The organism is Streptomyces sp. NPDC006134 (assembly GCF_040628835.1).
Taxonomy (GTDB): domain Bacteria; phylum Actinomycetota; class Actinomycetes; order Streptomycetales; family Streptomycetaceae; genus Streptomyces.
Window position 1 is genome coordinate 17,954 of record NZ_JBEXTV010000018.1, and the last position, 17,010, is coordinate 34,963.

The window sequence follows — 17,010 nt, forward strand, 5'->3', positions numbered from 1 at the left end:
GAGGCCGCCGTGTCCCGTACGCACGCCCTGCACGCCCTGCGCACCCTCGTCGCCGACCACGCCGCCGCCCACCGTCTCGGCCTGCCCGTGGCCGAGGCGCGGGGCCTGCGCCGCCGCTCGGTGCTCAAAGGCGCCGCCGCCCTCGCGGCGACCGCCGCCGTCACCGCCACCGCCCCCGTCCCCGCGGCGTCCGCCGCCGCGGGCGCCACGGCGCCCCGGATCGCCGTCGTGGGCGCCGGGATCGCCGGCCTCACCGCGGCGCTCACCCTCCAGGACGCGGGGTACGCCTGCACGCTGTACGAGGCCCACCCCGACCGCGTCGGCGGCCGGATCCACACCCAGCGCGACCACTGGGCGTACGGCCAGACCTCCGAGATCGGCGGGGAGCTGATCGACACCAGCCACAAGAAGATGCTCCAGCTGTGCCGCCGCTTCTCCCTGCCGGTCGAGGACTTCCTCGGCGGCGGCCCGAACGGCGCCGAGGAAGTCCTGTGGTTCGGCGGCGCCTACTACCCGCGCGAGCGGGCCGACGAGGACTTCAAGGAGGTCTACCAGGCCCTCCACCGCGACCTGCTGGAAGCGGGCGAGGTGAAGTGGAACCGGACCACCGAGGCCGGCACGGCCCTGGACACCATGTCCCTGTACGACTGGATCGAGTCCCGCGTCCCCGGCGGCCACGACTCCCCGCTGGGCCGCTTCTTCGACGTCGCCTACGCCGTCGAGTACGGCGCCGACACCACCGAGCAGTCCGCGCTCGCCCTGGTGCTGCTGATGGGCTACCAGACCAATCCCGGCAACTTCGACGTGTGGGGCCTGTCCGACGAGCGCTACCACATCGTCGGCGGCAACGACCGGCTCCCGCGCGCCATCGCCGGAGCCCTGCCGGAGGGAACGATCCGGCACGGCTGGTCGCTGGAGGCCGTGCGCGCGGACGGCGACGGCACGCAGACGCTCACCTTCCGCGTGGCGGGAGCGGTGCGGACGGTCACCGCCGACCACACCGTGCTGTGCGTGCCGCTGCCGGTGCTCCAGCGGATCGACCTGACCCGGGCCGGGTTCGACCCCCGGATGCGCAGCCTGCTGCGGGACGCCCGCATGGGGCACTGCACCAAGCTCAACATGCAGTTCGCCTCCCGTCCCTGGCGGGGCACCGGCCCCTGGCCGGGAGTCTCGGCCGGCGACTGCTTCACCGACGCCCGCGTCCAGCAGACCTGGGACACCACCAAGGTCCAGCCGGGCACCGGCGGCATCCTCATCCAGTACGGCGGCGGCAGCCCCGCCAAGGCGCTGACACCGGCGGGGCCGTTCTCGTACGAGAGCGACCCCTACGTCGCCGGACTGGCGAAGACGTACCTCAAGGAGATCGACGCGTTCTTCCCCGGCACCTCGGCGGCCTGGACCGGCCGGGCCCAGCTGTCCGCCTGGCACCTGAGCCCGTACGCGCTGGGCGCCTATTCGTACTGGCCGGTGGGCTACCTGCACCGGTACGCGGGCTACGAGGGCGTCGCGCAGGGCAACGTCCACATCGGCGGCGAGCACTGCTCGTACGACTTCCAGGGGTTCATGGAGGGCGGCGCCACCGAAGGGGAGCGGGCGGCGCGGGAGGTGATCGCCGCACTGGGGTGACCCGGCGGCGGGCGGTGTCCCGGCGGCCGTGCTCCACGGCCGCCGGGACACCGCCGTTCAGCCTCCGTACGCCCCCGAGGCCGTCAGCCGCAGGGCCGTGTCGATGAGCGGCACGTGGCTGAACGCCTGCGGGAAGTTGCCGACCTGGCGCTTGAGGCGCGGGTCCCACTCCTCCGCGAGCAGGCCGAGGTCGTTACGCAGGGACAGCAGCTTCTCGAACAGCTGGCGGGCCTCGTCCACCCGGCCGATCATCGCCAGGTCGTCCGCCATCCAGAACGAGCAGGCCAGGAAGGCACCCTCGTCGCCGGGCAGGCCGTCGACGCCCGCGCTCTCGCCCTCGGTCGGGTAGCGCAGGATGAAGCCGTCCGGGGTGGACAGCTCCCGCTGGATCGCCTCGATGGTGCCGATCACCCGCTTGTCGTCCGGCGGCAGGAAGCCCATCTGCGGGATCAGCAGCAGCGAGGCGTCCAGCTCCCGGGAGCCGTAGGACTGGGTGAAGGTGTTGCGCTCCTTGTCGTAGCCCTTCTCGCACACGTCCCGGTGGATGTCGTCGCGCAGCTGCTTCCAGCGCTCCAGCGGGCCGTCGGCGTCACCGGACTCGATCAGCTTGATGGTGCGGTCCACGGCGACCCAGGCCATCACCTTGGAGTGCACGAAGTGGCGGCGCGGGCCGCGCACCTCCCAGATGCCCTCGTCCGGGTCCTGCCAGTGGTCCTCCAGGTAGCGGATCAGCTTCAGCTGGAGCAGCGAGGCGTAGTCGTTGCGGGCCAGGCCCGTCATGTGGGCCAGGTGCAGGGCCTCGGTGACCTCGCCGTACACGTCGAGCTGGAGCTGGTGGGCGGCGCCGTTGCCGACCCGGACCGGGGCGGAGTTCTCGTAGCCGGGCAGCCAGTCCAGCTCCGCCTCGCCGAGCTCGCGCTCGCCGGCGATGCCGTACATGATCTGGAGGTTCTCCGGGTCGCCGGCCACCGCGCGCAGCAGCCACTCGCGCCAGGCGCGGGCCTCCTCGCGGTAGCCGGTGCGCAGCAGCGAGGACAGGGTGATCGCCGCGTCCCGCAGCCAGGTGTAGCGGTAGTCCCAGTTGCGCACGCCGCCGATCTCCTCCGGCAGGGAGGTGGTGGGCGCGGCGACGATGCCGCCGGTCGGGGCGTAGGTGAGGGCCTTCAGCGTGATCAGGGAGCGGATCACGGCCTCGCGGTAGGGGCCGTGGTACGTACAGTGCTCCACCCACTCGCGCCAGAACTCCTCCGCCGCCTCCAGCGACTGCTCCGGCTCCGGCAGCGGCGGCGCCCCCTTGTGCGAGGGCTGCCAGGAGATGGTGAACGCGATCCGGTCACCGGGCGTGACCGTGAAGTCCGCGTAGGTGGTCAGCTCCTGGCCGTAGGTCTCCGCGTCCGTGTCGAACCACACGGAGTCCGGGCCGGCGACCGCCACCGTGCGCCCCTCGTGCTTGTGCACCCACGGCACCACCCGCCCGTAGCTGAACCGCATCCGCAGCTCCGACCGCATCGGCACCCGGCCCGAGACGCCTTCCACGATGCGGATGACCTGGGGAGCGCCGTCGCGCGGGGGCATGAAATCGGTCACGCGGACCGTGCCGTGCGGGGTGTCCCACTCGGATTCCAGGATCAGCGAGTCGCCGCGGTAGGAGCGCCGGTCCGCGGCCGGCGGGCGGGCGTCCGCGTCGTGGGCGGGCCCGAGCCGCCAGAATCCGTGTTCCTCTGTGCCCAGCAGGCCGGCGAAGATGGCGTGCGAGTCGAAGCGGGGCAGGCACAGCCAGTCGACTGTCCCGTCCCGGCAGACCAGCGCAGCGGTCTGCATGTCTCCGATGAGTGCGTAGTCTTCGATGCGCCCGGCCACGTGCAACTCCAGTCGAACGGCCACGTCACCCCGCGAGGGGGCGGTCGCTAGTGCGGTCAAGGGGTGGTTGTAAAGCGTCGTTGAGCGATGAAGCAAAACAGCCGATCGGCTCTGAAGCCAATCACTGTGAAGCCGAAAGACAATTGTTGCTCAACGAACCGACGAGCTCTCGTTGTTCCGGTGCGGGAGGGCGGGGGGTGGTGCCGCGCAGCCGGCCGGGCTCGGCGGTGAATGTCCGAGCAGGATACGACGCACGCAGACGATCCGTATCCTGCTTCGGACGACCTTTTCCCCGCCGAACGGATGAGCGCCGGGCGGCCCCCGGCCGGTGCCCGCGTCCGTGTCGGCGCGTGCGCGGAGCGTGGCCGGAAGCCATCGCCTTCCGGCGCTGATACGCTGGTAGCCCGTGGACCGGTGGACGCCCCCAGAAGGAAACAACCGCAGGGGAGCCCCGAACCGCAGCGACGGCACCGCCGGAAACCTCCGGCAGGAAGCCGCACCGCACCCCCAGACAGCGACCACGGGAGCCCCCTCTTGGCCATGCCGCCCAAATCCTCGACGACCAAGCACATCTTCGTCACCGGGGGTGTCGCCTCCTCTCTCGGCAAGGGGCTGACCGCCTCCAGCCTCGGCATGCTGCTCAAGGCCCGGGGCCTGCGCGTCGTGATGCAGAAGCTCGACCCCTACCTCAACGTCGACCCTGGCACGATGAACCCGTTCCAGCACGGTGAGGTGTTCGTCACCAACGACGGTGCCGAGACCGACCTGGACATCGGCCACTACGAGCGGTTCCTCGACGTCGACCTCGACGGCTCGGCGAACGTGACGACCGGCCAGGTCTACTCGACGGTGATCGCCAAGGAGCGGCGCGGCGAGTACCTCGGCGACACCGTGCAGGTCATCCCGCACATCACCAACGAGATCAAGCACCGCATCCGCCGCATGGCCACCGACGAGGTGGACGTCGTGATCACGGAGGTCGGCGGCACGGTCGGCGACATCGAGTCGCTGCCGTTCCTGGAGACCGTCCGCCAGGTCCGCCACGAGGTCGGCCGGGACAACGTCTTCGTGGTGCACATCTCGCTCCTGCCCTACATCGGCCCTTCGGGTGAGCTGAAGACCAAGCCCACCCAGCACTCGGTCGCCGCCCTGCGCAACATCGGCATCCAGCCGGACGCGATCGTGCTGCGCTGTGACCGTGAGGTACCCACGGCGATCAAGCGCAAGATCTCGCTCATGTGCGACGTCGACGAGGCCGCCGTCGTCGCCTGCCCCGACGCCCGCTCGATCTACGACATCCCGAAGGTCGTGCACGCCGAGGGCCTGGACGCCTACGTCGTCCGCAAGCTGGACCTGCCCTTCCGCGACGTGGACTGGACGACCTGGGACGACCTGCTCGACCGCGTCCACAACCCCGACCACGAGGTCACCCTCGCCCTGGTCGGCAAGTACATCGACCTGCCCGACGCCTACCTGTCGGTCACCGAGGCGCTGCGCGCCGGCGGCTTCGCCAACCGCGCCCGCGTCAAGATCAAGTGGGTCACCTCCGACGACTGCAAGACCCCGGCCGGCGCCAAGGCGCAGCTCGGCGACGTCGACGCCATCTGCATCCCCGGCGGCTTCGGCGACCGCGGTGTGCTCGGCAAGGTCGGCGCGATCAAGTACGCCCGCGAGAACAAGATCCCGCTGCTGGGCCTGTGCCTGGGCCTGCAGTGCATCGTGATCGAGGCCGCGCGCAACCTGGCCGGCATCACCGACGCCAACTCCACCGAGTTCGACCCGGCCACCGCCCACCCGGTCATCTCCACCATGGCCGAGCAGCTCGACATCGTCGCCGGCGAGGGCGACATGGGCGGAACGATGCGCCTGGGCATGTACCCGGCCAAGCTGGCCGAGGGCTCCATCGTGCGCGAGGTCTACGACGGCAAGGAGTACATCGAGGAGCGGCACCGCCACCGCTACGAGGTGAACAACGCCTACCGCGCGGAGCTGGAGAAGAAGGCCGGCATCGTCTTCTCCGGCACCTCCCCGGACGGCAAGCTCGTCGAGTACGTCGAGTACCCGCGCGACGTCCACCCGTACCTGGTCGCCACGCAGGCCCACCCGGAGCTGCGCTCGCGTCCGACCCGCCCGCACCCGCTGTTCGCCGGACTGGTGAAGGCGGCCGTGGAGCGGCAGCAGGCCGGGCGGAAGATCGCCAAGTAACGCGACGGTTGTACGGTGGCCGGGGTGTCCGTCTTCGGAAGACGGGCACCCCGGCTGCGTTCGTGCACGTGACGTGCTCGTGCGCAGGACTTCTGTACGTCCGGAAGGGTCTGGAAGGACAGGCATGACGATCAAGGACAGCCACGAGGAGTGGGAGATCCGGGCGACGGACGTCCCCTTCCGGGGCAACAAGACCTCCGTCCGCACCGACGACGTGGTCATGCCCGACGGCACGGTGGTGACCCGCGACTACCAGGTCCACCCCGGCTCCGTCGCCGTGCTCGCCCTGGACGACGCCGACCGCGTCCTGGTCATCCGCCAGTACCGGCACCCCGTGCGCCGGAAGCTGTGGGAGATCCCGGCCGGCCTGCTCGACGTCCCCGGCGAGAACCCGCTGCACGCCGCCCAGCGCGAGCTGTACGAGGAGGCCCACGTCAAGGCCGAGGACTGGCGGGTGCTGACCGACGTCTACACCACACCCGGCGGTTGTGACGAGGCCGTGCGCATCTTCCTCGCCAGGGGGCTGTCCGAGGCCGAGGGCGAGCGGTTCGAGGTCGAGCACGAAGAGGCCGACATGGAGCTGGAGCGGGTCCCCGTCGCGGAGCTGGTCCGCGGGGTGCTCGCCGGCGACCTGCAGAACAACTGCCTCGTGGTGGGCGTCCTCTCCCTGGTCGCCGCCCGGCAGGGCGACGGGCTCGACGCGCTGCGCCCGGCCCGGGCGCCGTGGCCGGCCCGTCCCTTCGAGGACTGAAGCCGTTCCGGGGAGGGCCGTGTGCCCTCCCCGTCTCCGCCATGGCGCTCCCGTCATGACGCTCCCGGTATGACGATCGGCTGATCCGATCGGGGGACGTGCCCGCCATGCCCGCCGTGCTCCTCCCGGCCCGTAGCAGAGGGTGAACTAGGCTCGGAAAAACGCCCGTGCCGGAGTTCCGGCGGGCGTCGGCGTGCGGTGGGACCGGGAGTGTGGCCCGTGACGGATCAGGCGGTGGACACGGACGGCGTGCGGCTGTCGGGCGATGTTGCCGGGGACGCCGCCGGGGCGAGCGGCTTCCTGGGCCGCACCCGGGAGCTGAAGGAACTGCGCGCCGACATCGAGCGCGCCGGCCTGGACACCCTCTCCGGCCGCAAGGCCCCCCGCGCGCGCGTGCTGCTCATCGCCGGCCGGCCCGGTTCGGGCCGCACCGCGCTCGCCGGGGAACTCGTCCGCCAGGTCGCCCACCGCTACCCCGACGGCGTGCTGCGGGTCCGGCTGAGCGAGCCCGACGGCACCCGCGTGCCCGTCGAGCATGCCGCCCGGGAACTGCTCACGGCGCTGGACCGGCCCACCCCGGCCGGCGCCGACGCGGACGTCCTCTCCGAGGCCCTGCGCACCGCCCTGGCCGGCCGCCGGGTCCTGCTCCTGCTCGACGACGCCGCCGACGCCGAGCAGGTCGACGCCCTGCTGCCGGACGCCCCCGACTGCCTGGCCGTCGCCGTCTCCGGCGGCCCGCTCACCGGCATCGCCGACGTCCGCCCGTGCACCCTCGGCGGCCTCGACACCAAGTCGGCCGTCGAGCTGATCTCCCGGCGCATCGGCTCCGTCCGCGTCACCGTCGACCCCCGGGCCGCCGAGGGCCTGGCCGAGGAGTGCCAGGGCCAGCCCGCCGCCCTCGTCCTGGCCGGCGGCTGGCTCGCCGCCCGCCCCAAGGCGGCCGTCGCCGACCTCGCCAAGCACCTGCGGGCCGAGGACGGCGAGGGGACCCCGCTCAGCCGCGTCTTCCACCTCGTCCACGCCTCCCTGCCCAGCCCCGCCGCGCGGATACTGCGCCTGCTCGCCCTCGCCCCGGCCGGCCTGGTCGACCCGCACACCGCCTCCGCGCTCGCCGGCTGCTCGGTCAACGGCGCCCGCACCACCCTGGACGACTTCGTCGCCCTCGGCCTGCTGCGGGCGGTGGACTCCCCGCTGCCCGAGTACGAGGTCCCCGGCTGCCTGCACCCCCTGCTGCTGGCCCTCGCCGAGCGGCACGAGCGGCCCGCCGAGCTCCGGCTGGCCCGCGCCCGCATGCTGGAGCGGACGGTACGGCTGCTCCAGGCCTGCCGGGCGATCACCGAGACGGACAGTCCGCAGGCCCGCGAGAAGCTCCTCGGCATGTCGCCCGCGGTGCGCTTCCCCACACCGCGGGCCGCCGCCGAGTGGCTGCGGCTGCGCCGGCCCGCGCTGCTGGCCGCCGCCCGCCTCGCGGTCGCCGACGGCGAGCTGGACACCCTCGCCCGGCGCCTGATGTCCCAGCTGGTGCGGACGATGGTGGCCCACATCGGCACCCAGGCAGCGGCGCCCGACCTGTACGGCGTCCACCGGCTCGTCCTCGACGTCGCCGAGCGGCGCGCGCTGCCCCGCGAGAAGGCCGCCGCCCTGCTGAACCTGGCCGACCTCGACGCCCGCACCGGCCGCACGGCCGACGCCCTGGTGCGCTACCGGGCCGCGCTGGACGCCGGAAGGGAGGCGAACGACCCGTACGCGACCGGCCGCGCGATGGAATCCGTAGGCGGCGCCCACCTGGAGCTCGGCGACTACGACCGGGCCGCCGACTGGTTCGGCCGCGCCCTCGCCCAGCGGCTCGCCCGCGAGGAGCGCGCCGACGCCGCCCGGCTGTACGGCCGGATCGCCACCGCCCACACCTACGCGGGCCGCTACGGCGAGGCGCTGCGCAACTGGCGCGCGGCGATCGCCGGCCACCGCAGGGCGGGCGATGTGGCCGCCCACGCGCGGGCGTTGAGCGAGCTGGCCCGCGTCCAGGAGTACGCCGGGCGCTTCGAGGAGTCGCTGCGCACCTGCCAGGAGGCGGTCGAGTGGGCCCGCCGCGCCGACGACGTACGGCTCCAGGCCGCGCTGCACCTGCGGCTGGCCGACACCCTGGACCACCTCGGCGACCCCACGGCGGCCGGGCTGCACCGCAGCACGGCCGAGCGGATGCTCGGCGAGGAGCTCCAGGAACCCCCGTCCGGGGCCCCTGACCCCGACGCATGACCGGAACACGGCCCTAACGCCTGCGAAATCCGTAGTGCATCCGCTGAAGATTGGTGCAATGAAAGGCTAGACAGCGGGAACACCTTCATTAGACTGGCTCTGCCGCACTTTCTCCTGCGGTCTCTCCCGGTGTGCCCCGTGCGCCTGGGTATGTCTTGTCATAGCCCCATTCTCTGAGCCAAGGACCGTGATCGACGTGAAGGTCGGCATTCCCCGCGAGGTCAAGAACAACGAGTTCCGGGTGGCCATCACCCCCGCCGGCGTGAACGAGCTGGTGCGCCATGGCCACGAGGTGGTCATCGAGCGCGGCGCCGGTGTCGGCTCGTCGATCACGGACGCCGAGTACGTCGCCGCCGGCGCGCAGATACTCGACACCGCCGACGAGGTCTGGGCCGCCGCGGACCTGCTGCTGAAGGTCAAGGAGCCCGTCGCGGAGGAGTACCACCGCCTCCGCAAGGACCAGACCCTCTTCACCTACCTGCACCTGGCCGCCTCCAAGGAGTGCACGGACGCCCTGCTGGAGTCCGGCACCACCGCGATCGCCTACGAGACCGTCGAGCTGCCCGGCCGCGCCCTGCCGCTGCTCGCCCCGATGTCCGAGGTCGCGGGCCGCCTGGCCCCGCAGGTCGGCGCCTACCACCTGATGCGCGCGGCCGGCGGCCGCGGTGTCCTGCCCGGCGGTGTCCCCGGCGTGCAGGCCGGCAAGGCCGTCGTCATCGGCGGCGGCGTCTCCGGCTGGAACGCCGCGCAGATCGCCATCGGCATGGGCTTCCACGTGACCCTGCTCGACAAGGACATCAACAAGCTGCGCGAGGCGGACAAGATCTTCGGTACGAAGATCCAGACCGTCGTCTCCAACGCCTTCGAGCTGGAGAAGGCCTGCCTGGAGGCCGACCTCGTCATCGGCGCCGTCCTCATCCCGGGTGCCAAGGCCCCGAAGCTGGTCACCAACGAGCTGGTGTCCCGCATGAAGCCGGGAAGTGTCCTTGTCGACATCGCGATCGACCAGGGCGGCTGCTTCGAGGACTCGCACCCGACCACGCACGCCGAGCCCACCTTCCAGGTCCACGACTCGGTCTTCTACTGCGTCGCCAACATGCCGGGCGCCGTGCCGAACACCTCCACCTACGCGCTGACCAACGCGACGCTGCCGTACATCGTCGAACTGGCCAACCGCGGCTGGGTCGAGGCGCTGCGCCGCGACCCCGCGCTCGCCAAGGGCCTCAACACCCACGACGGCAAGGTCGTTTACAAGGAGGTCGCCGAGGCGCACGGCCTGGAGCACGTGGAGCTGTCCTCCCTGCTCGGCTGACCCGCCGGCCGGTCTCCGGTCAAGTCGTCACCAGTAAAAGGCGATACGTCAACACGTGCCGTCAACCTCACGCACCCGGCCGGACCTTGTCCCACAAGGTCCGGCCGGGTGTGTGTATGGTCACTTCGCGATTCTCGGGCAACTCGCCTCGAACGCACCCCTTGAGCCGATTCGCACACCGGTGAAACCTGCTGTGCGACGGCCGTACGCCCTTGACAGAGGGATGTTTCATTGCCGACACATCAGGCCGGGTCCGGCGGATTGTGTTGCTGCGAACCGCCGACACGCCATAGAGTCGCCAACCGTCGGCATGGTGCCACGCTGACCTGTCTAGAAGTTTCCTGGTCACCAAGGAGGTAAGACGACTTGTGAATGAGTCGACATTTACTCCCGGGGGTGGTCAACCAGGAATGCCTGCGCGGGGCCAGGTCCCTGGGCGGTACGAGGCTGTCGGCTCCGTCGCTGTGCGCACCTTCGCAGCCCACCAGAGTCACCAGATGTCAGGGGCGACTCAGTCAGCACACCAGAGCATGGATGGCCAACACGTGAACGCCATGGCCGGCGACGGAAGTGGCGCCCCCCACAACCACTTCGCCGACTACGAGGAAATCCCCGAGGGGCACTTCTACGACCCCGACGCCGAGTACGAGCCGGACCCCGAGTACGCGGCCACGCTCGCGCCCGACGCGGCCCGGCAGCGCCGGGAGCGCATCGGCCCGACCGGGCGCCCGCTGCCGTACTTCCCGATCCCGGGCCCGCTGACCGACCACGGCCCCGCGAAGATCATCGCGATGTGCAACCAGAAGGGCGGCGTCGGCAAGACGACGTCGGCCATCAACCTGGGCGCCGCGCTCGCGGAGTACGGGCGCCGGGTGCTGCTCGTCGACTTCGACCCGCAGGGCGCGCTCTCGGTCGGCCTCGGCGTCAACCCGATGGAGCTCGACCTCACCGTCTACAACCTGCTCATGGAGCGGGGCATGTCGGCCGACGAGGTGCTGCTGAAGACGGCGGTCCCCAACATGGACCTGCTGCCCAGCAACATCGACCTGTCGGCCGCCGAGGTCCAGCTGGTCTCCGAGGTCGCCCGCGAGTCGTCGCTGGCGCGCGCGCTGAAGCCGCTGCTGCCCGACTACGACTACGTCGTGATCGACTGCCAGCCCTCGCTCGGCCTGCTCACGGTCAACGCCCTGACGGCCGCCCACAAGGTGATCGTGCCGCTGGAGTGCGAGTTCTTCGCGCTGCGCGGCGTCGCCCTGTTGACGGAGACCATCGAGAAGGTCCAGGAGCGGCTCAACCCCGACCTGGAGCTCGACGGCATCCTCGCCACGATGTACGACTCGCGCACGGTGCACAGCCGTGAGGTGCTCGCGCGGGTCGTCGAGGCGTTCGACGACCACGTCTACCACACGGTCATCGGACGCACGGTCCGCTTCCCGGAGACCACGGTCGCCGGTGAACCGATCACCACCTACGCCTCCAACTCCGTCGGCGCCGCCGCCTACCGCCAGCTCGCCAGGGAGGTGCTCGCCCGGTGTCACGCCGAGTGAGTCTGCCGGGGGCCGACGAACTCTTCCGTACGACAGGGGGAACGGCGCTGCAGCCGTCCACCCCGCGACGCCAGGCCAACGGGGACGCCCGGGTGCCGGCGCCGGCGGGGGAGACCGACCCCGCGGCCGCCGAGGACGCACCGCAGGCGGTGCCCGCGCGGGGCGGTGACGGCGAAGGCGCCGAGCACGTCGCGGCGGACGCGGACCCGGCCGGAGCCGGCGAGTCGCGCGCCCGCGGCACCGAGCGCTCCGCGCGGCGCGCGGGTGTGGCGCAGGAAGGTTCTGCCTCCGCCGCGGCCGCCGCCCAGCCCCGCAAGCGCGGCCGGACCGCCACCCGCCGCCCCAGCGGCCGGGAGCGGCACGACGAGAAGATCACCGTGTACGTCTCCGCCGAGGAGCTCATGGACCTGGAGCACGCCCGCCTGGTCCTCAGGGGCGAGCACGGGCTCGCCGTCGACCGCGGCCGGATCGTCCGCGAGGCGGTCGCCGTGGTCCTCGCCGACCTGGAGACCCGCGGGGACGCCAGCATCCTCGTACGGCGGCTGCGCGGGCGGTAGCGGTAGCCTGCGGGGGCCATGACCTCGTACGGAACCCCCGCCCCCGCCCCCTCCTCCGGCCCGGCCGGCCGCCGGCGCGCACTGGGACGGGGGCCGGGGGCCGCGCGGGTGACGCCGCCGGCCGAGCCCGGCCCCGGAACCGCGCCGCCCGCGCCGCCCGCGCCGGCCGCCGCGCGGCCCCCGGCCGGCGCCGGGTCCGCCGCCCCCGGGGAGCCGGATACGAAGCCGGGGCCGGATGACGGGGACGACGGCGTCTTCAGGGTGCGGCTCGCCAACTTCGAAGGCCCCTTCGACCTGCTGCTCCAGCTGATCTCCAGGCACAAGCTGGACGTCACCGAGGTCGCGCTGTCCCAGGTGACCGACGAGTTCATGGCGCACATCAGGGCCATGGGGCCGGACTGGGACCTGGACCGGACGACCGAGTTCCTGGTCGTGGCGGCCACCCTGCTCGATCTGAAGGCCGCCCGGCTGCTGCCCGCCGCCGAGGTGGAGGACGAGACCGACCTGGCCCTGCTGGAGGCCCGCGACCTGCTGTTCGCGCGGCTGCTGCAGTACCGCGCGTACAAGCGGATCGCGGAGATCTTCAGCGAGCGGCTCGACGCGGAGGCCCGGCGGTACCCGCGGACCGTCGGACTCGAACCGCGCTACGCCGAGCTGCTCCCCGAGGTCGTCCTCGGCATCGGGCCGGAGCGCCTGGCCAGGCTCGCCGTCAAGGCGATGCAGCCCCGGCCCGAGCCGCAGGTGTACGTCGACCACATCCACGCGCCGCTGGTCAGCGTGCAGGAACAGGCGCGGATCGTCGTCGCCCGGCTGAAGGAGCTGGGCGAGGCCGCCTTCCCGGCCCTCGTCGAGGACACCGACGACACCCTGACGGTCGTCGCCCGCTTCCTCGCCCTGCTGGAGCTGTACCGGGAGAAGGCCGTGGCGCTGGAGCAGGAGACCGCGCTCGGGGAGCTGCGGGTGCGCTGGACCGGCGGCGACGGGGACACCGCCCCCCTGGTGACCGACGAGTTCGACCGGCCGCCCGAGCAGCCGGAGCGGTCCGGGCGGCCCGAGAAGGAGGAGGAGAAGGCGTGAGACAGGAGAAGGAGGCCGCCGCCGGGCTTCCGGCCGGGCTGCGGGCCGTCGCCGGCCTGGAGCTCAAGCCCGCCCTGGAGGCCGTCCTGATGGTCGTGGACGAGCCCGCGGCCGAGGAGCACCTGGCGAAGATCCTGGAGCGGCCCCGGCGGCAGGTCGCGGACGCGCTGCGGGAGCTGGCCGACGAGTACACCGCGCAGGGGCGCGGGTTCGAGCTGCGGTACGTCGCGGGCGGCTGGCGGTTCTCCACCCGGGCCGAGTACGCCCCCGCCGTCGAGCGGTTCGTCCTGGACGGGCAGCAGGCCCGGCTCACCCAGGCGGCGCTGGAGACGCTGGCGGTGGTGGCGTACCGGCAGCCGGTCAGCCGCAGCCGCGTCTCCGCGGTGCGCGGCGTGAACTGCGACGGCGTGATGCGCACCCTCCTCCAGCGGGGTCTGGTCGAGGAGGCGGGCACGGAACCCGAAACAGGTGCGATCCTGTACAGGACGACGAACTACTTCCTGGAGCGGATGGGCCTGCGCGGTCTGGACGAGCTCCCTCAGCTCGCGCCCTTCCTCCCGGAGGCGGAGGCGATCGAGGCCGAGACCCAGGAAGGCGTGCCGTCGTTCGATCCGGACGCCCCGGACCCGGACGGCGGTCCCGCGACGAACATGCCCAGTACGACAGACACGACGACGACGGAACTTTGATGCGAAGCAGCGGTAGCGGCAAGAGCGGCGGGCGCGGTAACCACCGCGGCGCCGGCAACAACAGGGACCAGAAGCAGGGGCAGGGCCGCCCCCGCAAGCCCCGCCCCGAGGAGCGCCGCTACGACGTGGGCCCCGGCGCCACCAAGGACGGCCCGAAGGCCGGGCGCGGCGGCGCGGCCCGCGGCGGCGCCAAGCCGGGCGGGCGGGGCCGCAGCGCCCCGGCGCGCTCGCGCGAGTACGAGACGCGGATGGAGGAGCGCAACCGGGACCGGTACGCGGGCCGCAAGGAGGTCAGGCTGCCCAAGACCTTCCCGGGCGCCGAGCAGGAGGGCGAGCGGCTCCAGAAGGTCCTCGCGCGCGCGGGCTACGGCTCCCGGCGGGCCTGCGAGGAGCTGATCGACCAGGCCCGCGTCGAGGTCAACGGCGAGATCGTCACCGAGCAGGGCAAGCGGGTCGACCCGGAGAAGGACGAGGTCAAGGTCGACGGCCTGACCGTGGCGACTCAGTCGTACCAGTTCTTCTCGCTCAACAAGCCCGCCGGGGTCGTCTCCACCATGGAGGACCCGGAGGGCCGGCAGTGCCTCGGCGACTACGTCACCAACCGGGAGACCCGCCTCTTCCACGTCGGCCGCCTCGACACCGAGACCGAGGGCGTCATCCTGCTCACCAACCACGGCGAGCTGGCGCACCGGCTGACCCACCCCAAGTACGGCGTGCGGAAGACCTACCTCGCGCACATCGTCGGCCCGATCCCGCGCGACCTCGGCAAGCGCCTGAAGGACGGCATCCAGCTGGAGGACGGGTACGCGCGCGCGGACCACTTCCGGGTCGTGGAGCAGACCGGCAAGAACTACCTGGTCGAGGTCACCCTCCACGAGGGCCGCAAGCACATCGTGCGCCGCATGCTGGCGGAGGCGGGCTTCCCCGTCGACAAGCTGGTCCGCACCGCCTTCGGCCCGATCACGCTGGGCGACCAGAAGTCGGGCTGGCTGCGGCGGCTGTCGAACACCGAGGTCGGGATGCTGATGAAGGAGGTCGACCTCTAGGAGGTGTAAGGAGGCCGGCCTCCAGGAGGTGTAAGGAGGCCGGCCTCCAGGAGGTCCGGCCCGCGGGAGACCGGTCCGCCCGTCCGGTCTCCCGGGCCTCGCCGCCCCCAGGGGCGGGCGGCCGGCGCCCGGGCCCGTCTGGGACGCTTGGGCGATGATCGACGCCCTCGCCCTCGACCTGGCCCCGGTGGTCGCCGAGCAGCCCGACCCGGTCCTGTTCGCCACCGTCTCGGGCGCCCACCTCTACGGCTTCCCGTCCCGCGACTCCGACGTCGACCTGCGCGGCGTCCACCTGCTGCCGGCCGCCGACCTCGTCGGGCTGCGCGAGCCGGAGGAGACACGGTCGCGGATGTGGGTGCGCGACGGCGTCGAGATGGACCTGGTCACGCACGACCTGCGCAAGTTCGTACGGCTGATGCTGCGCCGCAACGGCTATGTGCTGGAGCAGCTGCTGTCGCCGCTGGTCGTGCACGCCAGCGAGGCGCACCGGGAGCTGGCCGCGCTCGCGCCGGGCGTCCTCACCGGCCACCACGCCCACCACTACCGCGGCTTCGCCCGGACCCAGTGGCGGCTGTTCGAGAGGACCGGCGAGCTGAAGCCGCTGCTGTACACCTTCCGGGTGCTGCTCACCGGCATCCACCTGATGCGCAGCGGCGAGGTACAGGCCCACCTGCCCACGCTCGCCGGCCAGGTCGCCGAGGCGCCCGGGTACCTGCCGGAGCTGATCGAGGCGAAGGCGGAACGGGAGCACGGCACGGCCGACGTCGGCCACGCGCGCGTGCGGGCCGACGTGGAGCGGCTGCACACCGTGCTGGACGCGGCGCAGGAGGCGTCAGCGCTCCCCGGAGCCCCGTCCGCCCACGACGCCCTGCACGCCTTCGTCGTACGGGCCCGGCTGGAGGGCTGAGGCCCGGCGGACGCGGACCAGGAAGTCCTCGACGCGGCGCCGGTCCGGCAGCTCGGGCAGGGGGCTGCGGCGGACGGCCTCCTCGGCCTCCCGCTCCAGGCGGGTCATCCGGGACTCGACCTCGCGCCAGGGGACCTCGCCCCGCTTGACGGCGAGCAGCGGCTCGCGACGGCCGCCGACGTCGAGGGTGAGCCGTCCCGTGCGCAGCAGGTCGCGGGCGCTGGTCAGCAGGCGCAGCAGGTGCATGGCGTGCTTCCAGCGCGGGACCCCGTGGGCGCGGACGTGGGCCTCCAGCTTGCGGCGCTGGCCGTGGGCGATGGGGGTACCGCCCGCGCGAGCGAAGCCGAGCGTGGGGGAGGGTGAACGTCTCGTGCACCCGGCGGGAGAGGAACGCCTCGCGCAGGGCGAGGAGTTCCCGGCCGGTGTCGTCGGCGTACTCCACGAGCGGGGAGTGCAGGCACTCCAGGATGTTCGGGTTGGCGCGCAGGGCCAGCTCGCAGAAGCGTTCCAGCTCCCAGCTGAACTGCTCCTCGGCGGGCCCTTCGACGTGCGTCGGCGGCTTGTCGAAGCGCCAGTAGAGGGCGGTGGGGGCGAGGAACACGCCCCGGCGGTCGGTGTCGCTGCCGTCCGTCGCCAGACCGAAGGCACGCGACCCCATGACGCAGGCGTAGATCGTGTGGTCGCGCACCAGGGTCTGGGGATGCATGCCGGGAGCGTACGTGGTCCCTCACGCCAGGCGGATGGAATTTCCCTCCACCGTGATCTTCCGTTCGGGCAGGGCCCGGGTCGCCGGCGGGTTCGCCACCGAGCCGTCCGTGATCCGGAACCTGCTGCCGTGGCAGGTGCAGTTGATGGTGCCGGCCTCCACGTTGGCCACCGGGCAGCGCTGGTGGGTGCAGATCGCCGAGAACGCCTTGAAGTCACCCTCCCGCGGCTGGGTCACCACGACCTGCTCGTCCTTGAACACCGTGCCGCCGCCGACCGGGATGTCGGCCGTCTTCGCCAGTTCCCGGCCCGGGGAGGCCGCCCCGGCGGCCGTCTCGCCGGAGGAGCCGTCGCCGGAGCCGCCGCATCCCGCCAGGAGCGCCGCGGCTCCCGTCGCCATGAGGACCGTGCGCCGCGTCGGGGGGTGGGTCATGTCGTCACTCCGAGGGGGTGAGAAGGGAGATGAGAAGGG

Annotated in this window: 13 protein-coding genes and 1 pseudogene; 11 read left to right on the top strand and 3 right to left on the bottom strand. The window is 72.4% G+C overall.

The features are described from left to right. The first annotated feature begins 9 nt into the window (after positions 1 to 9). The gene (locus ABZ340_RS14205; protein ID WP_358782045.1) at positions 10 to 1,626 is read left to right on the top strand and encodes an NAD(P)/FAD-dependent oxidoreductase; all 1,617 of its coding nucleotides are present in this window, start codon (positions 10 to 12) and stop codon (positions 1,624 to 1,626) included. A 57-nt stretch (positions 1,627 to 1,683) separates the two neighbouring features. On the opposite strand, the gene ABZ340_RS14210 is transcribed toward ABZ340_RS14205, so the two are convergent. Beyond that, entirely contained in the window at positions 1,684 to 3,486 is a 1,803-nt protein-coding gene (locus ABZ340_RS14210) for a glycoside hydrolase family 15 protein (RefSeq protein WP_358782149.1), read from the bottom strand. Positions 3,487 to 4,026: 540 nt separating this feature from the next. Between ABZ340_RS14210 and ABZ340_RS14215 the strand changes: the two genes are divergently transcribed. From ABZ340_RS14215 to ABZ340_RS14260, 10 genes are all read left to right on the top strand, one after another. Further along, positions 4,027 to 5,691 carry a CTP synthase gene (locus ABZ340_RS14215; protein ID WP_358782046.1) on the top strand — a complete coding sequence of 555 codons (1,665 nt, stop codon included), beginning with the start codon at positions 4,027 to 4,029 and terminating at the stop codon, positions 5,689 to 5,691. Between the two features lie 124 nt (positions 5,692 to 5,815). After that, positions 5,816 to 6,442: an NUDIX hydrolase gene (locus ABZ340_RS14220; protein ID WP_358782047.1), complete on the top strand. Its 627-nt coding sequence runs from the start codon at positions 5,816 to 5,818 to the stop codon at positions 6,440 to 6,442. A gap of 219 nt (positions 6,443 to 6,661) precedes the next feature. Then, entirely contained in the window at positions 6,662 to 8,698 is a 2,037-nt protein-coding gene (locus ABZ340_RS14225) for a tetratricopeptide repeat protein (RefSeq protein ID WP_358782048.1), read from the top strand. A gap of 187 nt (positions 8,699 to 8,885) precedes the next feature. Beyond that, the gene (gene ald / locus ABZ340_RS14230) at positions 8,886 to 10,010 is read left to right on the top strand and encodes an alanine dehydrogenase (protein WP_358782049.1); all 1,125 of its coding nucleotides are present in this window, start codon (positions 8,886 to 8,888) and stop codon (positions 10,008 to 10,010) included. Between the two features lie 410 nt (positions 10,011 to 10,420). After that, on the top strand, positions 10,421 to 11,557 hold the full coding sequence (locus ABZ340_RS14235) for a ParA family protein (protein WP_358782050.1): 1,137 nt from the start codon (positions 10,421 to 10,423) through the stop codon (positions 11,555 to 11,557). After that, complete coding sequence (locus tag ABZ340_RS14240) at positions 11,542 to 12,114, top strand: hypothetical protein (RefSeq protein ID WP_358782051.1); 573 nt, start codon at positions 11,542 to 11,544, stop codon at positions 12,112 to 12,114. The genes ABZ340_RS14235 and ABZ340_RS14240 overlap by 16 nt, the downstream gene beginning before the upstream one ends. Positions 12,115 to 12,132: 18 nt before the next feature. Beyond that, positions 12,133 to 13,191, top strand: coding sequence for a segregation/condensation protein A (locus tag ABZ340_RS14245; RefSeq protein ID WP_358782052.1), 1,059 nt, complete (start codon positions 12,133 to 12,135; stop codon positions 13,189 to 13,191). Next, positions 13,188 to 13,880: an SMC-Scp complex subunit ScpB gene (scpB, locus tag ABZ340_RS14250; RefSeq protein WP_358782053.1), complete on the top strand. Its 693-nt coding sequence runs from the start codon at positions 13,188 to 13,190 to the stop codon at positions 13,878 to 13,880. The genes ABZ340_RS14245 and scpB overlap by 4 nt, the downstream gene beginning before the upstream one ends. Beyond that, positions 13,880 to 14,926 (top strand): pseudouridine synthase, encoded by a 1,047-nt coding sequence (locus ABZ340_RS14255; RefSeq protein ID WP_358782054.1) that lies wholly within the window; start codon positions 13,880 to 13,882, stop codon positions 14,924 to 14,926. The genes scpB and ABZ340_RS14255 overlap by 1 nt, the downstream gene beginning before the upstream one ends. A 154-nt stretch (positions 14,927 to 15,080) precedes the next feature. After that, positions 15,081 to 15,833 (top strand): nucleotidyltransferase domain-containing protein, encoded by a 753-nt coding sequence (locus ABZ340_RS14260; protein WP_358782055.1) that lies wholly within the window; start codon positions 15,081 to 15,083, stop codon positions 15,831 to 15,833. Here ABZ340_RS14260 and ABZ340_RS14265 read toward each other — a convergent pair. Next, positions 15,759 to 16,539, bottom strand: a pseudogene (locus tag ABZ340_RS14265) (nucleotidyltransferase domain-containing protein). The gene ABZ340_RS14260 and the pseudogene ABZ340_RS14265 sit on opposite strands and share 75 nt — an antisense overlap. Positions 16,540 to 16,560: 21 nt before the next feature. Next, on the bottom strand, positions 16,561 to 16,971 hold the full coding sequence (locus ABZ340_RS14270) for a Rieske (2Fe-2S) protein (protein WP_358782056.1): 411 nt from the start codon (positions 16,969 to 16,971) through the stop codon (positions 16,561 to 16,563). Between the last annotated feature and the right edge of the window lie 39 nt (positions 16,972 to 17,010).